Raw genomic sequence first — 21969 nt, forward strand, 5'->3', positions numbered from 1 at the left:
AGTATCCAGCGCAGTGTACGAGCCAAGTCCATAACCCTCGAAAGATTGCTTCAATGGCACACACTGCAACAGCGCCCGAAACAGATCTCGCCTCCGAACTGCGCGCGGACGTCCGCCGCGTTTCCACCCTTCTGGGGGAATCGCTGGTCCGCCAGCACGGACCCGAACTCCTGGACCTGGTGGAGCAGGTCCGGCTCCTGACCAAGGAATCCAAGGAAGCAGCCCGCGGCGGTGCACATGCCACCGGCCCCTGGAGCGCGCACGACGTCGTTGCCCAGGTCCGTGAACTGCTCGGATCCCTGCCCATCGAGCAGGCAACCGACCTGGTGCGCGCCTTCGCGTTCTACTTCCACCTGGCCAACGCCGCCGAGCAGGTCCACCGCGTTCGCGGCCTGCGGACCCGGGCCGAGAAGGACGGCTGGCTGGCCAAGACCGTGGCGGAGATCGCCACCCAGGCCGGCCCCGGGGTGCTGCAGGAAGTGGTCAACGGGCTGGACGTGCGCCCCATTTTCACGGCGCACCCCACCGAGGCCTCCCGCCGCTCCGTCCTGGACAAGATCCGCAAGCTCTCCGACGTCCTGGCCCAGCCCACCGCCGAAGGGTCCACCGCACGCCGCCGGCAGGACCGGAAGCTGGCCGAGATCATTGACCAGATGTGGCAGACCGACGAGCTGCGCCAGGTTCGGCCCACCCCTGTGGATGAGGCCCGGAACGCCATCTACTACCTGGGCGGCATCCTCACCGATGCCATGCCGGAGATGCTGTCCGAGCTCTCCGAGCTCCTGGGCGAACACGGCGTCACCCTGGCGTCCAAGGACGCCCCCATCCGGTTCGGCTCCTGGATCGGCGGCGACCGCGACGGCAACCCGAATGTCACCGCCGCCGTGACCCGCGAAATCCTGCAGATCCAGAACCAGAGCGCCATCCGGATCAGCATCGGCATGATCGATGAGCTGATTTCCATCCTGTCCAACTCCACGGCACTGGCAGGCGCGGACGAGGCATTGCTGAAGTCCATCGATGAGGACCTGAAGAAGCTGCCCGGCCTGGACAAGCGGGTCCTGGAGCTGAACGCCCAGGAGCCGTACCGGCTGAAACTCACCTGCATCAAGGCCAAGCTCATCAACACCGGCAAGCGGGTGGCCGCAAACTCCAACCACGAGCACGGCCGCGACTACAACGCAACCGATGAACTCATGGCAGACCTGCAGCTGCTGGAACTGTCGCTGCGCAACCATTCCGCCGCCCTGGCCGCGGACGGGTCCCTGGCCCGCGTCCGCCGCGCCATCGCCTCCTTCGGCCTGCACCTGGCCACCCTGGACATCCGCGAACACGCGGACCACCACCACGACGCCGTGGGGCAGCTGATGGACCGGATCGGCGGCCCGGGGCTCCGCTACGCCGAACTGAGCCGCGAGGAACGCTTCGAGGTCCTGGGCTCCGAGCTGGCCTCCCGCCGCCCGCTGTCCGGCCACCCGATCAAGCTCGACGGCGCCGCGGACGGAACCTATGACGTCTTCCGCGAGATCCGCCGGGCCCTGCGCATGTACGGCCCGGACGTCATCGAGACCTACATCATCTCCATGACCCGCGGCGCCGACGACGTCCTGGCCGCCGCCGTGCTGGCCCGCGAAGCCGGCCTGGTGAACCTTTTTGGCGACAAGCCCTACGCCAAGCTCGGCTTCGCGCCGCTGCTGGAGACCGTCGAGGAGCTGCGCGCCTCGGCCGAGATCGTGGACCAGCTGCTGTCCGACCCCTCCTACCGCGAACTGGTGCGGCTGCGCGGGGACATCCAGGAAGTGATGCTGGGCTACTCGGACTCCAACAAGGAATCCGGCGTGATGACCAGCCAGTGGGAGATCCACAAGACCCAGCGCAAACTGCGCGACGTGGCCGCCAAGCACGGGGTGCGCGTCCGCCTGTTCCACGGCCGCGGCGGCTCCGTGGGCCGCGGCGGCGGGCCCACCTACGACGCCATCCTTGCCCAGCCGAACGGCGTCCTGGAAGGCGAAATCAAGTTCACCGAGCAGGGCGAAGTCATCTCCGACAAGTACTCCCTGCCGGAACTCGCCCGGGAAAACCTGGAGCTGTCCCTGGCCGCGGTGCTGCAGGGTTCGGCCCTGCACCGCGATCCGCGGACCTCGGAGGACCAGCGGGAGCGTTACGGGCACGTCATGGAGGCCATCTCGGATGCCGCCTTCGACCGCTACCGCAAGCTGATCGACCACCCGGACCTGCCCGCCTACTTCATGGCCTCCACTCCGGTGGAACAGCTGGGTTCCCTCAACATCGGCTCCCGCCCCTCCAAGCGCCCGGACTCCGGCGCCGGGCTGGGCGGCCTGCGCGCCATCCCCTGGGTGTTCGGCTGGACCCAGTCGCGGCAGATCGTGCCCGGCTGGTTCGGCGTCGGTTCCGGGCTCAAGGCCGCCCGCGAGGCCGGACATTCCGCCCAGCTGGTGGAGATGATGGACCACTGGCACTTCTTCCGCTCGGTGCTGTCCAACGTGGAAATGACGCTCGCCAAAACGGACATGGACATCGCCGGCTACTACGTGGCCACCCTGGTCCCGGAGGAGCTGCACCACCTGTTCCGGAGCATCCGGGACGAGTATGAGCTCACCGTTGCCGAGGTCCGGAAGCTGACCGGCGAGAACCTGCTCCTGGACGCGCAGCCCACGCTGAAGCGCTCGCTGGAAATCCGCGACCAGTACCTGGACCCCATCAGCTACCTGCAGGTGGAACTCCTGCGCCGCATCCGCACCGAAGCAGGGATCAGCGGAGCGGAAATCGACGAACGCCTCCAGCGGGCCATGCTGATCACCGTCAACGGCGTGGCGGCGGGCCTCCGCAACACCGGCTAGGCACGCCCGCTCACGTTTGGCGGCTTTCCAGGGAACGCCCGCCCACCTCCCGTCCGGAAGGTGGGCGGGCGTTTCGGGTCCAGGAGCAGGATGTGAGCGGGGGTTTGGATAGGGTTGGAGGCATGCCTTCCTTCCAGACCCGCCTCAAGATCACCGGGCTGCGGCCGGGCAATCCGCCGGAGGCTGTCATGGACGCGGCCGTGGAGGCGCTGGGCACGCGCCACCACGTGGAGGCGCACCAGCTCCAGCTCGCCGGCGGCGTGCCGCAGCTGAACCTGCGCTTCCTCGTCGAAGCCAGCGAGTACAGCGGCGAGAACCGGCAGGCGGTGGAGTCGGCAGCCATGATGCGCGACGCCGTCGAACGCGTTGCGCTGACAGGCTCGCTCAGCGTGCTGCGGCGCAGCCGCGGCAAGTGGCTGCCCGTCTAGCCTGCGTCGGGGATCGGCTCGTCCTCCACCGGCGACCGGTCACCGCGCCGCCGGGTGACGATGATCCCCACGACGGCGCCGATCACCAGGCCAACGGCCACGCCGATGAGTGAGCTGGCCCAGAACGGCAGCTTGGTGGCCGAACCGGTGAAGTAGCCCAGCCCCACCAGCCAGCATGCCCACAGGACCGCCCCCAGTCCGGCGCAGAGGCTGAAGCCCCGCACGGAGACGTTCGCGATCCCGGAGGCGGCCGATGTGGCCAGCCTGCCGCCGGGGATGAACCGGGCCCCGATGATGGTGCCGTAGGTGGATGAACGGCCCGCCTTGGCCAGTCCGGCATGGATGCCGGCGTGGACGCGGCGGCCCCATTTCCAGCGGTCCAGCACATGGCTCAGCCGCCGCCGGAAGAGCTGGAACACCACCATGTCTCCCATCCAGGAGGCCAGGGCGGCCAGGACAAGCACCAGGAACACGTTGGCCCGGCCGTCGGCGGACAGCGCGCCTCCGGTAATCACCACCATCTCCGACGGGATGGGCGGAAAAATGGCGTCGCCGATCACCACCGGGATGACCCAGAAATAAAGGGCCGCCCCCCAGCTGTCAATGCCGCCGAAGTCCATTGCCACAAGGTACCGCACTTGGGAAACTGGCGGCATGCGGATCTCGGTTCTGCAGGGCGACATTACGCAGCGGCGGGTGGACGTGGTGGTGAACGCCGCCGACCCTTCGCTGCTGGGCGGCGGGGGAGAGGACGGTGCGCTGCACCGGGCCGCCGGGCCGGAATTGCTGGCAGCGTGCCGGGAGCTGCGTGTCACGGCGCTGCCGCACGGCCTCCAGACCGGGGCCGCCGTGGCCACGCCGGCGTTCCGGCTGCCGGCCCGCTGGGTGATCCATACGGTGGGACCCAACCGCCGCGCCGGACAGACCAACCGTGCGCTCCTGGTGTCCTGCTTCAGCGAAAGCCTGCGGGTGGCCGACAGGTTGGAAGCCGGGGAGCTTGCCTTCCCGGCCGTGGGGGCCGGAGCCTATGGGTGGCCGGCTGCGGCGGTGGCGCAGGCGGCGCTGGAGGCCGTTGATGGTTTCCGGGCCTCGCATCCGGCAAGCGGCCTGGAACTGGTGGAGTTCGTGCTGCACACCGCGGACGTGGAGGCGGTGTTCAGTGACGTGTTGGGGCCGCTTCGCTGAGTTCCAGGCTGCTGCGGTACTCCACCGGCCGGCCGGAGATCGGATCCACGAACCGTATGCCGCGTGCCAGCAGCTGCAGCGGTCTGGCGTAGTCGTCCGGGGCTTTGTCCAGCAGGTCCGGGTAGAAGGCGTCGTTCACGATCCCCAGCCCCAGCGAGGCCATGTGCACCCGCAGCTGGTGGGTCTTTCCGGTGTGCGGTTCCAGCCGGTACCTGGCCAGGCACGGCCTGCTGCCGCCGGCACCGGTGCCCGCGGCAACCGCCGCCGGGCCGCCGTCGAACGTTTCCAGCCGCTCAATCCTGGTTTCCGCGTTCGGCTCGCCGTCGATGACCTCCGCCAGCAGGTAGCTGCGCGACTTGGTCATCCGGTTGCGCACCACCACGGGGAAGTCGACGGCGGGATGTCCCGGCGCGGGCTCAGCGGCCGAGACGCACTCGTATTCCTTCTGCACCTGCCGCTTCTCAAAAAGCACCTGGTACCGGCCGCGGGTCTGCGGGTTGGTGGAGAAGAGCAGGACGCCGGCGGTCATCCGGTCCAGCCGGTGCATGGGGATCAGGTCCGGCAGGTCCAACTGGTTGCGCAGGCGCACCAGGGCCGACTCCTGGATGTACGTGCCGCCCGGGGTGGTGGGCAGGAAGTGCGGCTTGTCCACCACCAGTAGGTGGTTGTCCTGGTGGAGGATGCTGATTTCCACGGGCAGCCGCGTCTCCGGCGGCAGCGTGCGGTAGTACCAGATGAAGGTGTGGTCCTGCAGCGGAGTGGCGCGGTCCAAAGGGACGCCGCCCTCGCCAACGATCTCGCCGGCGTCGAACCTGTCCTCGATGCCCTGCGGATCGATATGTCCCCAGCGGTGCATCATGTAGTCCATTGCCGTGTCCCACGGACCCTCTTCCGGAAGGCGCAGGCGGGTGGCGTTCACGCCGTCGCGCACGGGAAGGGGGGATTGCATCACCCGCCCATTCTACCGGGGCGGCCGTGGCCCTCCGGGGCCGGGTCCAGCCGCCACCGACGATAAAAAAGTTCTTGACAATAAAAGTTGTCGGTTGCGATAGTGGAGGCATGCAGGACATCGCCGTCATCGAGGACCCGGCCACGGCCGAGGTATCCCTGGACCCCATCCGCACCCGGATCCTGCGCGAGCTGGTCCAGCCGGCTTCCGCCACGCAGCTGGCTGTCCGTGTCGGCCTGCCCCGGCAGAAGGTGAACTACCACCTCAAGGCGCTGGAGCGGCACGGGCTGGTGGAACTGGTGGAGGAACGCCGCAAGGGCAATGTGACCGAGCGGGTCCTGCAGGCCACGGCGGCGTCCTACCTCATCTCACCTATCGCGCTGAATGAGGTGTCCCCGGACCCGCGACGGTTTGCAGACCGCTTCTCCGCCTTTTGGCTGCTGGCGCTCGCGGGCCGGATGGTCCAGGAGGTGGGCAAGCTGATTGCCGGCGCCGCCGCTGCCCGGCAAAAGCTGGCTACGTTCGCCATTGATGGCGAGATCACGTTCCGCACCGCGGCGGACCGTGCAGCCTTCGCCGAGGAGCTCGGCACCGAGGTCACCCGGCTGGTGGACAAATATCACGACGACGCCCAGTCAACACGGGGGCGGCGGCACCGGCTCGTCGTGGCGCTGCACCCGGCACTTAAAGAAACCGGTGCCCCCATGGCAACCAACGAATCCCATCCAGGCAAGGAGCAGGACAAATGACCGACAACCGCAACTTCGAAATCGTCTACGACACGGAGCTCCCCGGCACGCCCGAGCGGGTGTGGGAAGCGGTGACCAATGGAACGCCCGCATGGATGTTCCCCACGGACCAGTGGCCGGACGTCAGGACGGTGGAGGAGTACCCGCACCACCTGGTCTCCCGGATGGACGGGCCCGACGGCTGGTTCAACCAGCTGGAACATGTGCTGGAACCGCTGGACGGCGGCCGGGCCCGGCTCCACTACGTCCACAGCGGCATCTTCGCGGACAACTGGGACCAGCAGTACGACGGCGCCAGCCGCCACACCGAGTTCTACCTGCACACGCTGGGCCAGTACCTGCAGTACTTCGACGGCAGGCCTGTGGTGTTTACGGACGTCCAGGCACCGGCGGCATCCCAGGCCCCCGATGGTTTCATCCGGCTTCGCGAAACGCTGCGTGCCGGCGCGGCCGGGCAGGGCGCTGCGGTGGATGTGGAGCTCGACGGCGTGGGCCGGCTGACAGGCGAGGTGGACTTCTCCAATGAGCACTTCCTGGGCGTGCGCACCCCGGACGCCCTCTACCGGTTCTTCGGCCGCAACGCTTTCGGTGCCCCCGTTGGCATGACCGTGCACGACTTCAGCGGCACCGCCGATTCCGCGACCACGGCCAAGGCCTGGGGCGGTTTCCTGGAGCGCGTGTACGCGTAACTGCCCCTAACGTTCTGTGTGGCGCTCCAAATCGCCGGAACGGTGCGGGATCGCCGTACCTCTCCGGCGATTTGGCACCGTTCCGGCGATTCCGACGGCGGCCGGTCCGGGCCCGGCGTCAGGCGATGGCGACGGCGGGGGCATGGGTGAGCGAGCGCCGCAGCTGGGGAGCCGAGTCCAGCTTGTCCTGGGCGGCGCGCAGCGCCAGCACCGCCGTTTCGAGCTTGTCCGGTGGAAGGGCGAACGGCACCCGCAGGTTGCGTTCGAACGCGCCGCCGATGCCGAACCGGGGTCTCGCCGCCAGCCTGACCCCGAAGTCCGGCGCGAGCACTGTCAACGCCGTGCTGATGGGCGTGGGAAGCCGGCACCAGATGGACAGGCCGCCGGCTGCATGCGTGGTGCGCCAGGTGGGCAGATGTTCGGCCAGGAGGCCGAGAAGTGCTGCCCGGTTGCCGCGGAGGGTCTCCAGCAGCGCGGGCAGCGGTTCGTCCAGGGCCCGCACCAGGTGGGCGGCGGCGAGCTGTTCCATGACGGGTCCGCCCAGATCCAGGGTGGTGCGTGCCGCGGCAAACCGCTGGATCATCGTTTCCGAGGCCCGGATCCAGCCGGTGCGCAGGCCGCCCCAATGCGACTTGCTGAGGGATCCGATGGACACCACCGTGCTGCCGAAGGCGGCCAGTGGAGTGGTGGCGACGCCGTCCAGGTTCAGTTCACGGAGTGTCTCGTCCGCCACCAGCACGGTTCCGGCAGCGGCGGCGGCGCGGACCAGCCGCCGGCGCTGGGCGTCCGGCATGATCATGCCCGTGGGGTTGTGGAAGTCGGGGACAAGGTAGGCGAGCTTTGGCTTTTGCTGGGCCATGGCCGACTCCATGGCGGGCAGGTCCCAGCCGGACTTCGTGAAAGCCACCGGGACGGCACGGCAGCCGGCCGCCCGGATGGCATCCAGCGCGTGCGGGTAGCTGGGGTGTTCCACCATGACCCGGTCCTGCCGGCCTGCCAACGTGCGGATGATGATGGTCAGGGCATGCTGCGCGCCGGACGTCACCATGATCTGGCCTGCCTGGGTGGGCGCCCCGGCTGCCGAATACCTGTCCGCAATCGCCTGGCGCAGGGGCCTTAATCCCAGGGCGTCGTAGCCGAATCCCGGCAGCAGGGCGGGAAGCTCCGTCAATGCCGCGGCGAAGGCCCGGTGCACCACCTCGCCGCTGGCAGGCAAGGCCGAATAGGCAAGGTCGATCAACCCTTCCGGTGCGGTGAGGCCAGGTGCGGTAAACGGTTCGGCCGGCCGCGGCTGCGGACCGTAAAGCGCCCGGCCGAACGGCGTGAGTTCGGGGATGCGCGTCTTGCCGCGGCTGCCCTGGCCGCTGCTGAGGAAGCCTTGTTCCCGGAGGCTGGAGTAGGCGGCGGTAACGGTTGTCCGGCTGATGCCGAGGGCTGCCGAAAGGGACCGTTCGCTGGGCAGCGCGCTGTCCAGGGCTACACGGCCATCCAGGATCAGGAGCCGGACCACATCGGCCAGTTCCCGGTAGGCCGGGCCGGTGCCGTTGTTCCAGGTGCCAAGCAGGCGGGACAGGGCGGTGGCGCTCAAGGTGGTGGACATGTAGCCAGTATCTCAAACTGGCTATGTATTCCGATGCCAGTTGCATGGAATGGTTGTTTGCATGATGACCCGCAGACTCCTCCAGCTCTTCACCGGCCTCGCCATGTACGGCATCTCCCTGGCCATGTTCATCCGCGCCGGGCTGGGGCTGGACCCCTGGGACGTGTTCCACCAGGGGCTGGCGAACCGGACGGGTCTGAGCATCGGTGCGGTGGTCATCGCTGTGAGTTTCCTGGTGCTGCTGCTCTGGATACCGCTCCGGCAAATGCCCGGCTTCGGCACTCTCTGCAACGCGGTCCTGGTGGGCGTATTTGCGGACGTCGGCCTGGCCCTGATTCCTGCCGTACCCCACGTGGCCGGCCAGGCCGGGCTTCTTGCAGGGGCCGTCCTGGTGAACGGCGTCGCCTCAGCCTGCTACATCGGGGCCGGGTTCGGGCCGGGTGCCCGCGACGGGCTGATGACGGGACTGGCGCGCCGGACCGGGTGGTCAGTCCGGCTGTCGCGCACACTCATTGAGGTGTCTGTGCTGGCCATCGGCTGGCTGCTGGGAGGCTCGGTGGGCGTGGGCACGGTGGTCTACGCCCTGGCCATTGGTCCGCTGGTCCATGTGCTGCTGCCGCGCTTCATGGTTCCTGCTGCCGTTCCGAAGACCGAAGGCAAGGCCCGGACCGCCATGGCTCCGGAGAACTGCGCCTGACAGGATCGCCTGCGCCTAAAGATCAACTGGTACGGGCTGGCATTTCGGGCAGAAGTAGATGTCCCGCTCCTCCTCACCGTTTGGCTTGCCCAGGAGTCCGCGCTGGATGGGCGTGCCGCATTTCAGGCAGGGCTGGCGTTCCCGGCCGTACACCCAGTAGCCGGGCCTGCCTGCCATCCTGCCCACCGGCATGCCGCGGGCATTCAGGATGGTGACGCGGCGGCCGGGCCCGAGGTTCACTTCCAGAAGCTGTTTGGCATCGGTCATCAGGGTCCGCACGTCCGTGACCCCGGAAACCGGCGTGGCGGGATGCACCCCGGACAGGAAGCACGTTTCGCAGCGGTAAATGTTCCCGATGCCTGCGAGGTTCCGCTGGTCCAGCAGGGCAACCCCCACCGGCACCTCAGGGCGCGAACGGATGCGCCGTTCCGCCTCGTCCGGGTCCCAGTCCGGGCCCAGGAGGTCCGGGCCGAGGAATCCCACGATGGAGTCCTCATTGGCTGTGGCCACCACTTCCACAATGCCAAGGGAAAAGCCGACGGCGTCTGCCACGGCCGTGCGGAGCACGCACCGGGCGGTGAATCCCGGCTTCCGCCACCTTTCGCCAGGCGGATACACCTGCCAGGCGCCTTCCATCTTCAGGTGGGAGTGAATGGTCAGCCGTTTGTCCTCCGGGCTGACCACCCGCATCAGCAGGTGCTTGCCCCTGGGAACCACCTCGGCAACGGTCCAGCCGGCCAGGTTGAGGGTGGCGAACCGGGGCACGCGGAAGTCGGAGGCGAGCAGCGTCTGTCCGGCTAAAGCCTGGTGCAGCTGGCGGGCGGCCCGCCAAACCGAATCGCCCTCAGGCACGGATCCTCAATCCCTTCGGGGTGGAGTAGGCGCCGGCGGAGCTGAGGGCAGCGGCCACCGGGGTGTCCAGGATGCCGTGCCCGTTCACTTTCTCCATGATCAGCTTGTCCACCGCACCGCGGGTGACCACCCCCACCAGCGCGGCACCCGCCGCCGCCAGGACGGCCTCGTCATCGCTGAAGGCCAGCAGGGTCTTCCCGCCACGCTCGACGTACAGGACCAGCGCACCGTCCACCAGGACCACCAGCGCGCCGGCCTTCCGGCCGGGACGGTGGCCGGTTCCGGCGTCGTCCTGCAGCGCGGGCCAGGGGAGGGCCGCACCGTAGGGGTTGGCGGGATCGGTGGCGGCGAGGGCCAGGGCCACCGGTTCGGCCTTCGCCAGCTGCGTGTCTTCCGAGTAGGAGCGGAGCCGGTCCACGGTGGCCGGAACAGCGAACTGGGCGGCACCAAGATGTTCGATGAAGTACCCCCGGCGGCAGCGGCCCGCCTCCTCCAGCCGGGCCAGGACCTTGTACATCAGGCCGAAGCCACCCACGATCTGTTCGGCCATGACCGAGCCCCGGGTGACCACGCCATAGCGGTCCAGCAGGAGTTCCGCCGTGGCGCGGGCATGGATGGTGGGATCGAGTTCAGGCTCGGGAAGCGCCGACCACCGCCCGGCGGCGGTGGGCGGAGTGGCGGCACCCTGCGTTCCATACCGGCCGCCGGCCAGCCCGGGGGAGCCCATCAGGCCGGTGCCGTGGGAGCGGCCCAGCCGGCTGAGCCGCGGCGCCCTGGCACGTGGTGCCCTTGCCACCTGGCGGTGGGCCGTGTGGCCTCCCGCGATCAAGGCCCGGACCGGGGCGAACGTGTCACCGGTGATCCTGCCGGCCCATGCGAGGTCCCACAGCGCAGCCACCACCTCCTGGTCGCTCAGCACGGCGTCCATACCGCCCGCCACTTCGGTCAGCTGGCGGAAGAAGTACCCGCCGCCGTTGTTCCGCAGGTGGTCCAGGAGCCGCTGGCCGGCGTCCCCCGGTTCAAACTCGGGCGATGGGTTGAGGGTCAGTTCCACCGAGTCCGCCAGGTGAAGGCTGATCCAGCCATCGTTTCCCGGGAGCGCCCCGGCCCCCGACCACAGGACTTCACCTGCAGCCATCAGTTCATCCAGCATCGCGGGCTGGTAATTGGATACCCGTGTGGCCAGCACCAGGGGCTCCCAGGCTGACGCGGGGACGGGCACCCCTGAGAGCTGGTCGATGGCGGTGATGATGCCGTCCAGGCCGCGCAGCGAGGGCTGGCCGCGGCCGCCGCTGGGAGTCCTGACATGCTGCCACGCGGGCAGGAAGCGTCCGTAGGCGGCAGCGTCCACCGGCTCCACTTCGGCACGCAGCGCGGCCAGGGAACGACGGCGGAGCTTGCGCAACACCTCGGCGTCGCACCATTCGCTGGCGATAGCGTGCGCAACGTCGGGGACGGGAGCGCTGGCGGCTTCATCGGCTGGCGGTGGTCCGGCAGGTTCGCCGGCCTCCGGCGGCGCCGTTTCGGGCGGGGTGACGTGGGGCCGGAATTCCCCCTCCACCACGCGTCCATCCGCTGCCAGGCGTTTCAGGGCCGTACCCACCACAGCCACACCGAGGCCCAGCCGGGCAGCGGCTTCGGCAGCGGTGAAGGGCCCATGGGTCCGGGCATACCGGGAGACAAGGTCGCCCAGGGGATCGGCCACCGGCTCGATGAAGGCCAGCGGAACGCCCATGGGCAGCGGAACGCCAATGGCGTCGCGGAGTCGGGCTGCATCCTCCACGGCGGCGAAGCGTTCAACCCCGCCGATGTTGACCTTGATGGCGCGGTTGGCGCGCTGGAGCGCGGCCAGGTGCGCTGCCGCCTCTTCCACAGTTGCGGCAGCCTCGACCGGCGGAGCGTCACCGGGCTCGAGGACCTGGACTGCGTCCCCTGCCGGCTGTGAACCCTGGAGCCGTGCCGCCGTTTCCCCGGCCGTCAGCGGGCCCAGCAACCGCAGGAGGTCCGCGACGCCCTCCATGCCCCGTGCACGCCGGTCAGGGGCCAGCCGCTGCAGCTCGCGTTCGGTGGCCTCGATGACTTTGGCGTCCAGGAGTTCGCGCAGTTCCACCCGGCCCAGCAGCTCGTTCAGGAGGGTGGAGTCCAGGGCCAGGGCGGCGGCCCGCCGTTCGGCGAGCGGGGAATCGCCCTCATAGAGGAACTGGGCCACGTAACCGAAGAGGAGGGACTTGGCGAACGGCGAGGGCTGTTGGGTGGTGGTCTGCAGGATCCGCAGCTCACGCCGTTCCACGGACGCGGCGATGTCCTTCAACGCCGGCAGATCGTAGACGTCCTGCAGGCATTCGCGGACTGTTTCCAGCACGATGGGGAACGTGGGGTACTTCCTGGCCACGTCCAGCAGCTGGGCCGACCGCTGGCGCTGCTGCCAGAGCGGCTGGCGCTTGCCCGGGGTCTGGCGCGGCAACAGCAGCGCACGGGCAGCGCACTCCCGGAACCTCGAGGCAAACAGGGCGCTGCCGCCCACCTCTGCCGTGACGATCTGCTCGAGTTCCTCGGGATCGAAGAGGAACAGCTCGGCGCCGGGCGGCTCGTCCTCCATCATGGGCACCCGCAGCACGATGCCGTCGTCGGCGGCCATGGCGGAGCCGTCCAGTCCGTAGCGCTGGTGCAGCCGTTGCCCCACGGCCAGCGCCCACGGGGCGTGCACCGGCATGCCGAACGGGCTGTGCAGGATCACGCGCCAGTCGCCCAGTTCGTCGTGGAACCGCTCCACCACCAGGGTGGTGTCGCTGGGGACCACCTCGGTGGCCTGCTTTTGCTCGTTGAGGTACTGGATGAGGTTGTTGGCGGCGAAGTCGTCCAGGCCGCTGGCCTTGCAGCGCTCGGTGGCAGGGCCGGCGTCGGACGCGGACAGTTCGCGGACGAAGGCGCCAAGTGCGCGGCCCAGGTCCACGGGCCGGCCCAGCGAATCGCCCTTCCAGAACGGCAGCTTTCCGGGCTGCCCGAACGCGGGGGAGACCAGGACGCGGTCGTGGGTGATGTCCTCGATCTTCCAGCTGGTGGCGCCCAGGGCAAAGACGTCGCCCACCCGGGACTCGTAGACCATTTCCTCGTCCAGCTCGCCCACGCGCCGGCCGCCCTTTGGTGCGCGCGCCGGTTTGCCGTCCCCGGAGGGGGAGGCAGAGCCTTCCTGTTCGGTGCCGATGATGTAGACGCCGAACAGGCCGCGGTCCGGGATGGTGCCGCCGGACGTAACGGCCAGGCGCTGGGCTCCGGGCCGCCCCTCGATGGTGCCGGCGTTGCGGTCCCAGATGATCCGTGGCCGCAGCTCGGCGAATTCGTCGGACGGGTAGCGCCCCGCCAGGAGGTCGAGGGTCGCCTCGAACGCTGACCGGGGGAGGGAAGCAAAAGGCGCCGAGCGCCGGACGGTGCTGAACCACTCCTCCACGTCGATGCTGCCCAGGGCGGTTGCGGCAACGGTCTGCTGGGCCAGGATGTCCAGCGGATTGGCAGGGATGCTGAGCCGCTCGATCTTGCCACCCAGCATCCGCTCCACGGTGATGGCTGTGTGGACCAGGTCTGCCCGGTGCTTGGGGAAAAGGACGCCCTGGGAAATCTCGCCCACCTGGTGCCCGGCGCGTCCCACCCGCTGCAGGCCGCTGGCCACGGACGGCGGCGACTCCACCTGCACAACCAGGTCCACGGCACCCATGTCGATGCCCAGTTCCAGGGACGACGTAGCCACAACGCAGCGCAGCCGCCCGGACTTGAGGTCGTCCTCGATGAGCGCGCGCTGGTCCTTGGACACGGAACCGTGGTGGGCGCGGGCCAGGACCGGATCAGCGCCCGCGGAGCTGCCGGCCTGGGCCATCATGTGCGCAGGGGTGGCGGTTGAAGCGGGAATGCCCGACGGCGGTCCCCCCTGCGTGCCGGGCGCGCCGGCCTGCCCTTCCGGGCCGGGATCGTCCCAGCCCCCGCCGACGGCAATCAGCTGGCGTTCGGCGTAGATCTCGTTGAGCCGCGCCGTGAGGCGTTCGGCAAGCCGCCGGGAGTTGGCGAAGACGATGGTGGACTGGTTGGCCAGCACCAGGTCCACGATCTTTTCCTCCACATGCGGCCAGATGGAAGCCTGCGGCTGCAGCCCGGAAGCCGGGCCGGAGTCGAACGCCCCTGCCGCGCCCTGCAGGTCCGACATGTCCTCCACGGGCACCGATACGGTGAGGTCCCAGTTCTTCCTGGCCGGCGGGGCGACGATCTCCACGGGGGCTGAACCGGCCAGGAACTGGGCCACCAGCTCCCGCGGCTCCACCGTGGCGGAAAGCCCGATGCGCTGCGCAGGCTTGGGCAGCAGCGCGTCCAGCCGCTCCAGGGACACGGCAAGGTGGGCCCCGCGCTTGGTCCCGGCCACGGCGTGGACCTCGTCAATGATGATGGTGTCCACCTCGGCAAGGGTTTCGCGGGCCTTGGAGGTGAGCATGAGGAACAACGACTCCGGGGTGGTGATGAGGATGTCCGGCGGGTTGGTCAAGAGCGTCCGGCGGTCCGCAGCGGGAGTGTCCCCGGACCGGACCCCTACCGTGATCAGCGGGGCGGGAAGTCCCAGCCGCTTTGCCGTCTGGGTGATGCCGATCAGCGGGGACCGCAGGTTCCGTTCCACGTCAACGCCCAAAGCCTTTAGGGGCGAAATGTAGAGGACACGGGTCTTGCGCTTTGGCGCCCGGGCCCGCTTGCCTTTTGCGGGCGCTTGGGCAGCGGCGGGATCAGGGGCCTGGAACGCCGAGGCGAGCAGCCTGTCCAGCGCCCAGAGGAAGGCCGCGAGGGTCTTTCCGGAGCCGGTGGGGGCCACCACCAGCGCATGCGATCCTGAGGAGATGGCGTTCCAGGCCCCGGCCTGCGCAGGAGTCGGCTCGGAAAACGCGCCAAGGAACCAGTCCCTGGTGGGCCGGCTGAACTGGCCCATGGGGGCGGCCGCACCGGAAACACTGCTGCCGGCAGGACGCTGTTCCTGGTTCATGCCTCCATCATGCCGCAAGGCACTGACACCCGACTCCCGGGCGGCCGGGGTTCCGCCCGAAGCCGAACATCACCCCGTCCAACCCCGGGATTTCGGCCAAGGCAGACGGCAGCCCTGCAGGGCCTCGGCCGGCAAATCCCTGTTCAATAGCTGATCAATTCCTGTTCAAACAGTTTCGGACTCCGGCAGGTCCTTGGTGGCCGGGCCTTCAAGCAACCTGCCCTGGTTCGTGAAGCGGGACCCGTGCAGGGGGCAGTCCCACGTCTGTTCGTTGTCGTTCCAGTGCAGGATGCCGCCCAGGTGCGTGCAGACCGCCGAGAGCCTGCAGGTGGTTCCTTCCACGGTGGATACAGCCACCGGCCGGTTGCCCTCGCGGTAGACCTTGCCCTGGCCTTCGGCCGGGACGGCGGCCGGGCCTGCGGTATCAGGTGTTGCGGGGGCAGGCGCTGCGGGAACGGTGGGTCCGCGGGTTCGCCGTTTGAGGCCGTCAATCCTGCGGCCCTCGGTGGTCACCTTGCCCCAGTCGGAGGCCATCCTCGCGGCAACGCCGGCGTTGAGCGCCACGGCGGACAACGCACCTGCCGGCGATGTAATGCGGTGATGGATGGTGTCCGCCCAGGGCACCTGGCCGCCCAGGATGTCCGCCGAGATGCCCAGCGCGGCGGCGACGGCGTTGGTCATTCCCCACTTGTTGTAGCCGGTGCCGAAGTAGATCCGGCCCTTGCCGCGCGGGAGCTTTCCGAAGAAGGGCATGAGGTTGGTGGGCATGTAGTCCTGTGCCGACCACGTGTGCGTGGTGACCGCACCGGGGTAATGCCGGCCCGCCCAGTCGAGCAGCCCGGTGAGGTGCGCTTTCTCTGAGTCCGTCCGCCCCACGTGATGGCCGTGACCGCCCACAAGCAGCAGGTTCCGGCCGTCCACCTCATAGTCGCGAAGGGAGTGCGTGGGCTGCTCAACGGAGATATACATGCCCGGCGGAGGTGCCTGGTCCTCCTGCAGGGCAAGGGCCGCCGCGTAGGAGCGGCTTGGCTTCAGCTTGGCGAAATAGAGGCCGCGGTCCAGGACGGGGATTCCAGTGGCAAGGACGACCGTGTCCGCCCTGACACTGCCACGGTCGGTCCTGACGGCGGAGGGCGCATCACCGGTGACGTCCCGGAGGCGCACGCCGCTGACGATCCGGCCGCCACGGCGGCGGATGTCCGCCACCAGTGCGTCGAGGACCTCCATCGGGTTGATCTGGGCCTGGTCCCGCAGCCGGGCGGCCCCGTGGACGGGAAACGGCAAACCCGCGTCGCGGACGTAATCCACGTCCAGCCCGGCAGTGGTGGCGGCGCTGAGCTCCTCCCGCAGCTTTTCCGTTCCCTGTGCTGACGCAGCATAGGTGTAAGCGGTGCGGCGCTGGAAGGGCACGTTGTGCTCCTCCAGGTAGCGCAGCAGCCAGGCCTGGCCCTTCCGGTTTCCGTCCACGTACGCCTGCACCTGTTTCTGCGAATACTGGCGGGCCAGCTGGGACAGGAACGTGCCCTGCAGCAGCGTTACTTTTGCAGTGGTGTTGCCGGTGGTCACGGCCCCCGGCCGGCGGGCCTCCAGTACCAGTACGCTTTGCCCGGAGCGGGCCAGCAGCAGTGCGGCGACCAGGCCGGTGAGGCCGGCCCCCGCCACCACCGTGTCATACCTGGTGTCCGGTTCAAACGGATCAGAAATGAAGGGATCCCTGCGGTCCAGCCAAATCGACGTCATGCCAGTCCAACCTGCCTACGGTCCACGGCCCTCGCAGGCCAGTTTGTGCATCCCTCCATTCCCGGTTCCCTCCTTGGTCTGGTCCCGGGGTCAGGCGGGCTGGAACGCTCCAATGCTGAGCAGTGTGATGTTTGCGTTGCCGCAGGCCCGGGTAGGTTGCGGGAGGAACAGGGAATCGGTGTCCTCGGGCGGATAGATCCGGTAGCCGGCAGCATCCACGGGGGAGCAGTCCATGTAGTTGCCTGCCTGCGTGTAGCGCAGCACCGCAGTGCCCGTCTGGCCGGGGGCCAGCAGAACGTCCACGACACCTGCGGACTCATCCCGCGTGGCGGGGGCGCCAATGGGGGCGCCGGCGGCGTCTGCCACCAGGGAGACGCCCGGGAAGCCCCTGAGGATGCACGGCTCGGAGCCGCTGTTGGTGAGGTTGAGCTTCATGTAGACACTGCCGGCAGCGCCGCCACCGGACGGATCCGTGGCCGCCGTGAGCCCGGCCGCCTTGCACAGGCCCGGAGTGCCGGCAGGGCTGACGGGGGACGGGGAAGCCGGCGTCGACGTGGCCGGCGCCGAGGACGCCGGAGGCGCCGTTGACGCGGTCGGCGAGGGGGACTGGCTGGCCTGCCCGGTGGCGGGCGCCGTCGTAGTCTGGGACTGCGGCTGGCTTGGACCGCACGCGGTGAGCAGCAGCGCTGCCGCTGCGGCCGCCGTCGTCATGGCAAACCCCTGGGAAATTTTCTGAGACCTCATGGGACCACCTTCGCGGTAGCCGTTGCCCGCGTCAACGATGCCACCTGCAGTAGGGGCAATTTGATGCCCGGATCGTGATGATCCGGGCACCAATTACGACCCTAGGGCTTGCCGGCCGGCTCCCGGCCGGCAGTGCCGGCGGCAGTGTTGCTGCCCGGCGCGCGGAGCCTGCCCTTGCTCCGCAGCAGTGCCGCCCCGCCCAGGACCAGTCCGCCCACGCCGGCAGCAAGCCCGGTCCAGCTGCGCGCCTCCGCGCCGCTGTCCGTCCCCGCCGCCTGTCCGGTGCCGTGGGCAGCTCCTGCCGCGCCGTGGGCGTCCGCGCTGTCCGCCGCCGTGATGGTGAGCGAGGGGGCGGGGGCTTTCAGCCCGTGGGGGTCCTGGCCGTCAGCGGCGACCTGGGACCAGTCGGTCTGGCCGCTTTCGCAGGTCTGCAGCGTGGGGAAGTTCAGGGTTGTCCCGGCCATGTCCGGCAGGTGCACGGAAAGGACCAGGGCGTCGCGCAGTTCGGGGCTCAGCGGCGTCTTGGCCGTATAGACGATCTGGCTGGTCCGCTGCGTGATGGCGGTTCCGTCCGGGAGCTTCCGGGGTTCGGCGAACTGTTCGGTCACCTTTTCCGCTGTCCAGTTGGGGTTGACTGTGGGTTGGGCGTCATTCAATTCCGGGGGCAGCGTGATGGCCACCTTCGTGGTGGGGGACGTGCCGCAGCCGTGCGGAATGCCGAACGTCAGCAGGGCATAGGAACCGGCGCCGGTCTTGTCCGGCGTCACGCCAACATGCGCTGAGGCGCCGCCCGCCGCGGCGAGCAGGAGAACGGCTGAGCCTGCGGCGGCTGCGGATGCGGTCAGGGTACGGCGAAAAAACGGGGTTGTCATGGGTTGCCTTTCTGGCGCACACCACTGATTCAGGGCGTGCAAAATGTGTACCCCGACGCCGGGCGGAAGGCCGGTGCGGGGCTTTAGCAGGGAAGCACGACGGCGGAAGGCGGGCCGCGCCGGCTGTCCTGGCGGACGTTGCGCCAGGGGGAGCGGTACAAGGGAACGTGCCTGAACAGTCCGTTGAGGCGGACGGCAGGGACAGGTGCCACCGGCCCGGGAAGGCCGGCAAAGGGCCGCAGCCAGTCGGCCAGTGCCCACAGGGCAGCTTCGCCTTTGGCGAGGAGGAGGGCGCAGCCCAGCGTGGCCGCCGCGTGCGCTGCGAGCATCAGTGGTGCCAGCGCGGGATTCGCGGGACTCAGGTGCTCCGCCAGGGGAGCGAACGCTGCGAACCCGGCCAGGGGGACCTGGTGCAGGTAGGCCGCCGCCGGCGCACCTGCTGCGCTCTCAAGGGGAGCGGAAAAGGCGGTGAGAAGCTCGTGCAGGGCCAGCTGGCCGCCGCCCAGGAGCGCGGCCATGGCCGGAAACGCCAGCCGAAGGCGGGTTGCGGCCGTGCTGGCCAGTGCTGTCAGGGCCAGCACGGCCAGGAGGATGCCCGGGGCCGGAAGGCGGCCTCCGCCAACCACGTGGGCGCCGCCGGCGAGGGCCAGGGTGCCGGCGGCCAGGGTCGAGGCACGGAGGAGGTGGAAAGGGACCTGCGGGAGGGAACCACGCACGGCTGCTCCTCCTGCTGTCCGCCGGCGCTGCAGGGTGCAGGGCCGGTTCCGCCTACGGGTCCGGAGCCGGTGCCCGGACCCTCAGGATTCTACCGGCCCCTTAGTCAGTCTCCGGCCCGGTGCAGTAGGGGCAATCGTCCGGGCAGTCCGTCATGCCGGCACCCCTGCCAGGTCGTAGCCGTCGGCGATATGGAACAAGCGCCGGCCTCCCGCGGGGGCTGCCACCCACACCACGTCGCCGTCATCGGTCCGGGCATCCACCAGGCCGCTGAAGGCGGTGTGCCCATCCCTCCTGAGTTCCACGCTGTCGCCGACCTGGACGGCGTCCCAGCGGACAGGGCTCTTTACGCGGCTCGTCATTGAAGTCACGGATATTCCTTTGAAGAGGCTTGGCCGGGGCGGCTGCTGCGGCCCCGGTGATGCCATCAAACCGTTGCGCCACGGCGCGGCTCAATGGAGGAATGGCCACGGGTTCCGGTCCCTTGTTGTGCATCCCTCCAGCAGGGACCCTGTGCCGGCATGGAGCGGCAGGGTTAGACTGCCTGCATACGTGTTGGCGATCGAAGGAGAAGTTCATGGACTACACCGGAAGCCAGTCGGAGAAGGCCGTAACCGCCGGGGAACTGGGCCGCAGCCACATCGGGCAGACCATCAGCTTCAAGCCGAACGAGTTCACGGTTGTGTTCGGCAAGCTCGCGGGCATCGCCCGGACTGAGGCCATGGTCTACCTGTCGCTGACGGGGGTTGGAAACGGCACCCACCTGAAGGACGAATATGACCTGCCGCTGACCCATGAGGTCTTTGTGCCGGTGGACGTCATCACCAACGCGGAATCCACCATCAAGGACCTGTTCGGCAAAGTCCAGGAAAACCTCCGCGGGGCCGGCCACAAGGGTGGCGAGGACCGGACGGACCGGCTCTAACCGCCCGCAGCAGGAGCAAGGCAGAAGGCCGGCACTTTCGTGCCGGCCTTCCCCTTGGCCTAGTATGCCTTGACCCGCTGCTCCACCACGAGATGGATGAGGGCGAATACGCCGTCCCGGTCAATCGCTGCCAGGGCTGCATCCAGCGCTGCCGGGACATCTCGGTCCTCGGTCACCGTGACCCCGAATCCGCCGAAAGCCCTGGCCATCAGCGCAAAGTCGGGGTTCTTCAGCTGGGTACCGGAGACGCGCCGGGGATAGTGCCGCTCCTGGTGCGTGCGGATGGTGCCGTACTCCTGGTTGTCCATGACCACCACCAGCGGCGTGGCCCCGTACTGGGCAGCCGTGGCCAGCTCCTGCCCGTTCATGAGGAATTCGCCGTCCCCGGCGATGGTGACCACGCGCCGCTTCGGTTCGGCCAGGGACGCTGCGATGGCCGAGGGGACGGAGTAGCCCATGGACCCGTTCCGCGCGCTGATCATGGACGCGTAGCGGCGGGTGGGGAAATACCGGTGCGCCCAGTTGGTGTGTTCACCTGCACCGAACGTCACCATCGCATCCTCCGGCAGCCGGGGGACGAGGTTGGCCATCAGGGTGTCCATCCGGGCCTGCCCTGCCGCCGGGGCAGCAGGAGGCAGCGTGGCAAAGCGCTCCTGCTCGGCGCGCATCCTGGCCGTCCAGGCCTTCCACTCTTCCTTCACGGGCAGGCTGATGCCCTCCAGGCCGCGCACGAACGCTTCCGGTTTGGCCAGGATCTGCCGCGACACCGGGCCGGACCTTCCCCGCAGCGACGGGTCCACGGTGACCAGGAAATTTTCCTTGTTCCAGTCCTGCCGGCAGACGAAACCGTCCGTAATGACGTCGCCCGGCACCGTTCCCACGAAGACCAGGAGGTCGGTCTCCTCCAGCAGGTCGTAAGTGGGGCGCGGCCGGCCATAGCCGATCGGTCCCACGTAGGACGGCGAATCGAAGGGCACTGTTCCCTGCGTCCGCCATTCCGCCGCCGCCGGGATGTGGTGCCGTTCCAGCCAGGCGGTGAGCTGGTCCGCGGCCTCCTGCGTCCAGTCGTTGCCGCCGGTCACGAACAGCGGCTTGGACGATTCCGCCAGCGCCGCTTCCAGGGCTGACGCATCAGCGCTGCCCATCCCGCCTGCGGCCACGGGAATCGCAGGATGCAGCGCAGGGCTGACCTCCCGCCGGATGACGTCCTCGGGCAGGCCCACCACCACGGGCCCGGGCCGGCCGCTCATTGCCGCAAACATGGCCTCCGCCACTATCTCGGAGGCCCGTTCCGGGTGGTCAAGGACCATCACCCGCTTGGCGCCGGTGTCGAACCAGGACTTGATGTCGAATTCCTGGAACGCCTCGCGGTCCCGGTGGGCAAACGGGATCAGGCCCACGAAGAGCAGCATCGGCGTGGAGTCCTGCCAGGCGGTGTGCAGCCCTACGTGGGCGTTGGCCGCGCCGGGCCCCCGGGTCACCATCGCCACGCCCGGGCGCTGGTTCAGCTTTCCGTCGGCTTCCGCCATGTACGCGGCACCGCCTTCATGGCGGCAGACGATGGTTTCGATCTTCGAGTTGTGCAGGCCGTCCAGCACATCCAGGAAGCTCTCGCCGGGAACCACATAGGTGCGTTCCACGCCATGCGCCACCAGCGAGTCAACGATCACGTGCCCCGCGGATTTCAGGGCGGGCGCCACGGTGTCCTGGTGATGGACGACGGCGGCGGGCCGGGTGGGGGAGGAGGTCAGGGTGGGCTGCGGCTCTGGTGTCATGTTCTTTCTTTGGCTCGGAAGGTTGGCGGAAGGGATGGGGTCAGGAGATGGGGGTGCGGTTGGCGATGACGGGGGACTTTCCGGTGTAGCCGTCGCGGGTTTCGGCGATTTGGCGGATGCGGGTGCGGCAGGCGTACCAGCCGGCGACCATGAGGATGGAGGCGATGGCGGTGAC

Annotated in this window: 18 protein-coding genes; 7 read left to right on the forward strand and 11 right to left on the reverse strand. The window is 69.0% G+C overall.

Annotated features, from left to right (window positions below; all coding sequences use genetic code 11):
* Positions 1-53: 53 nt before the first annotated feature.
* Complete coding sequence (ppc, locus tag FB478_RS18095; RefSeq protein WP_144601233.1) at positions 54-2861, forward strand: phosphoenolpyruvate carboxylase; 2808 nt, start codon at positions 54-56, stop codon at positions 2859-2861.
* A 122-nt stretch (positions 2862-2983) separates the two neighbouring features.
* Positions 2984-3289: a hypothetical protein gene (locus FB478_RS18100; protein ID WP_018770838.1), complete on the forward strand. Its 306-nt coding sequence runs from the start codon at positions 2984-2986 to the stop codon at positions 3287-3289.
* Here the strand turns inward: FB478_RS18100 and FB478_RS18105 are convergent.
* Positions 3286-3945, reverse strand: coding sequence for a VTT domain-containing protein (locus FB478_RS18105; RefSeq protein WP_018770839.1), 660 nt, complete (start codon positions 3943-3945; stop codon positions 3286-3288). The two genes, FB478_RS18100 and FB478_RS18105, sit on opposite strands and share 4 nt — an antisense overlap.
* Here FB478_RS18105 and FB478_RS18110 point away from each other — a divergent pair.
* Complete coding sequence (locus tag FB478_RS18110; RefSeq protein WP_144601234.1) at positions 3944-4474, forward strand: O-acetyl-ADP-ribose deacetylase; 531 nt, start codon at positions 3944-3946, stop codon at positions 4472-4474. The two genes, FB478_RS18105 and FB478_RS18110, sit on opposite strands and share 2 nt — an antisense overlap.
* On the opposite strand, the gene FB478_RS18115 is transcribed toward FB478_RS18110, so the two are convergent.
* Positions 4446-5423, reverse strand: coding sequence for an RluA family pseudouridine synthase (locus FB478_RS18115; RefSeq protein ID WP_144601256.1), 978 nt, complete (start codon positions 5421-5423; stop codon positions 4446-4448). The genes FB478_RS18110 and FB478_RS18115 overlap by 29 nt on opposite strands.
* A 110-nt stretch (positions 5424-5533) precedes the next feature.
* Here FB478_RS18115 and FB478_RS18120 point away from each other — a divergent pair, with 110 nt between their 5' ends.
* Together FB478_RS18120 and FB478_RS18125 are read left to right on the forward strand one after the other, a co-directional pair.
* Positions 5534-6172 (forward strand): helix-turn-helix domain-containing protein, encoded by a 639-nt coding sequence (locus tag FB478_RS18120; RefSeq protein WP_144601235.1) that lies wholly within the window; start codon positions 5534-5536, stop codon positions 6170-6172.
* A complete protein-coding gene (locus FB478_RS18125) occupies positions 6169-6861 on the forward strand; it encodes an SRPBCC domain-containing protein (protein WP_144601236.1) in 693 nt (230 codons plus the stop codon). Before FB478_RS18120 ends, FB478_RS18125 begins: the two co-directional genes overlap by 4 nt.
* A 118-nt stretch (positions 6862-6979) precedes the next feature.
* Here FB478_RS18125 and FB478_RS18130 read toward each other — a convergent pair whose 3' ends face one another.
* Positions 6980-8461: a PLP-dependent aminotransferase family protein gene (locus FB478_RS18130; RefSeq protein WP_144601237.1), complete on the reverse strand. Its 1482-nt coding sequence runs from the start codon at positions 8459-8461 to the stop codon at positions 6980-6982.
* A gap of 61 nt (positions 8462-8522) precedes the next feature.
* Between FB478_RS18130 and FB478_RS21185 the strand changes: the two genes are divergently transcribed.
* A complete protein-coding gene (locus FB478_RS21185) occupies positions 8523-9158 on the forward strand; it encodes a YitT family protein (protein WP_186447833.1) in 636 nt (211 codons plus the stop codon).
* 15 nt (positions 9159-9173) lie between these two features.
* Here FB478_RS21185 and FB478_RS18140 read toward each other — a convergent pair whose 3' ends face one another.
* The 7 genes from FB478_RS18140 to FB478_RS18175 all read right to left on the reverse strand — a co-directional run bounded on the left by FB478_RS18140 (position 9174) and on the right by FB478_RS18175 (position 19456).
* Positions 9174-10010: an Fpg/Nei family DNA glycosylase gene (locus FB478_RS18140; protein ID WP_144601239.1), complete on the reverse strand. Its 837-nt coding sequence runs from the start codon at positions 10008-10010 to the stop codon at positions 9174-9176.
* Positions 10003-15024 carry an ATP-dependent helicase gene (locus tag FB478_RS18145; RefSeq protein WP_144601240.1) on the reverse strand — a complete coding sequence of 1674 codons (5022 nt, stop codon included), beginning with the start codon at positions 15022-15024 and terminating at the stop codon, positions 10003-10005. Before FB478_RS18145 ends, FB478_RS18140 begins: the two co-directional genes overlap by 8 nt.
* A gap of 165 nt (positions 15025-15189) precedes the next feature.
* Entirely contained in the window at positions 15190-16764 is a 1575-nt protein-coding gene (locus FB478_RS18150) for an FAD-dependent oxidoreductase (protein WP_144601241.1), read from the reverse strand.
* A gap of 90 nt (positions 16765-16854) precedes the next feature.
* Positions 16855-17508 carry a DUF4232 domain-containing protein gene (locus tag FB478_RS21190; protein WP_026266006.1) on the reverse strand — a complete coding sequence of 218 codons (654 nt, stop codon included), beginning with the start codon at positions 17506-17508 and terminating at the stop codon, positions 16855-16857.
* 101 nt (positions 17509-17609) lie between these two features.
* The gene (locus tag FB478_RS18165; RefSeq protein WP_056392135.1) at positions 17610-18380 is read right to left on the reverse strand and encodes a YcnI family protein; all 771 of its coding nucleotides are present in this window, start codon (positions 18378-18380) and stop codon (positions 17610-17612) included.
* Between the two features lie 83 nt (positions 18381-18463).
* Entirely contained in the window at positions 18464-19096 is a 633-nt protein-coding gene (locus FB478_RS18170) for a hypothetical protein (RefSeq protein ID WP_144601242.1), read from the reverse strand.
* A 150-nt stretch (positions 19097-19246) separates the two neighbouring features.
* Positions 19247-19456 (reverse strand): hypothetical protein, encoded by a 210-nt coding sequence (locus FB478_RS18175; protein ID WP_018770853.1) that lies wholly within the window; start codon positions 19454-19456, stop codon positions 19247-19249.
* A 215-nt stretch (positions 19457-19671) separates the two neighbouring features.
* Between FB478_RS18175 and FB478_RS18180 the strand changes: the two genes are divergently transcribed.
* The gene (locus FB478_RS18180; protein ID WP_018770854.1) at positions 19672-20019 is read left to right on the forward strand and encodes a hypothetical protein; all 348 of its coding nucleotides are present in this window, start codon (positions 19672-19674) and stop codon (positions 20017-20019) included.
* Between the two features lie 59 nt (positions 20020-20078).
* Here the strand turns inward: FB478_RS18180 and FB478_RS18185 are convergent, their stop codons facing one another.
* Positions 20079-21794 carry a thiamine pyrophosphate-dependent enzyme gene (locus FB478_RS18185; RefSeq protein WP_144601243.1) on the reverse strand — a complete coding sequence of 572 codons (1716 nt, stop codon included), beginning with the start codon at positions 21792-21794 and terminating at the stop codon, positions 20079-20081.
* Positions 21795-21969 lie beyond the last annotated feature (175 nt).

Source organism: Arthrobacter sp. AG367, from assembly GCF_007828995.1.
Taxonomy (GTDB): domain Bacteria; phylum Actinomycetota; class Actinomycetes; order Actinomycetales; family Micrococcaceae; genus Arthrobacter.

Excerpts from the sequence above, each read along its gene's own strand:
- FB478_RS18105 (WP_018770839.1), bottom strand. The coding sequence starts at position 3,945 with ATGCCGCCAGTTTCCCAAGTGCGGTACCTTGTGGCAATGGACTTCGGC.
- FB478_RS18165 (WP_056392135.1), bottom strand. The coding sequence starts at position 18,380 with ATGACAACCCCGTTTTTTCGCCGTACCCTGACCGCATCCGCAGCCGCC.
- FB478_RS18145 (WP_144601240.1), bottom strand. The coding sequence starts at position 15,024 with ATGAACCAGGAACAGCGTCCTGCCGGCAGCAGTGTTTCCGGTGCGGCC.
- FB478_RS18120 (WP_144601235.1), top strand. The coding sequence starts at position 5,534 with ATGCAGGACATCGCCGTCATCGAGGACCCGGCCACGGCCGAGGTATCC.
- FB478_RS21190 (WP_026266006.1), bottom strand. The coding sequence starts at position 17,508 with ATGAGGTCTCAGAAAATTTCCCAGGGGTTTGCCATGACGACGGCGGCC.
- FB478_RS18110 (WP_144601234.1), top strand. The coding sequence starts at position 3,944 with ATGCGGATCTCGGTTCTGCAGGGCGACATTACGCAGCGGCGGGTGGAC.
- FB478_RS18180 (WP_018770854.1), top strand. The coding sequence starts at position 19,672 with ATGGACTACACCGGAAGCCAGTCGGAGAAGGCCGTAACCGCCGGGGAA.
- FB478_RS18150 (WP_144601241.1), bottom strand. The coding sequence starts at position 16,764 with ATGACGTCGATTTGGCTGGACCGCAGGGATCCCTTCATTTCTGATCCG.
- FB478_RS18130 (WP_144601237.1), bottom strand. The coding sequence starts at position 8,461 with ATGTCCACCACCTTGAGCGCCACCGCCCTGTCCCGCCTGCTTGGCACC.
- FB478_RS18185 (WP_144601243.1), bottom strand. The coding sequence starts at position 21,794 with ATGACACCAGAGCCGCAGCCCACCCTGACCTCCTCCCCCACCCGGCCC.
- FB478_RS18175 (WP_018770853.1), bottom strand. The coding sequence starts at position 19,456 with ATGACGAGCCGCGTAAAGAGCCCTGTCCGCTGGGACGCCGTCCAGGTC.
- FB478_RS18115 (WP_144601256.1), bottom strand. The coding sequence starts at position 5,423 with ATGCAATCCCCCCTTCCCGTGCGCGACGGCGTGAACGCCACCCGCCTG.
- FB478_RS18100 (WP_018770838.1), top strand. The coding sequence starts at position 2,984 with ATGCCTTCCTTCCAGACCCGCCTCAAGATCACCGGGCTGCGGCCGGGC.
- FB478_RS18125 (WP_144601236.1), top strand. The coding sequence starts at position 6,169 with ATGACCGACAACCGCAACTTCGAAATCGTCTACGACACGGAGCTCCCC.
- ppc (WP_144601233.1), top strand. The coding sequence starts at position 54 with ATGGCACACACTGCAACAGCGCCCGAAACAGATCTCGCCTCCGAACTG.
- FB478_RS21185 (WP_186447833.1), top strand. The coding sequence starts at position 8,523 with ATGATGACCCGCAGACTCCTCCAGCTCTTCACCGGCCTCGCCATGTAC.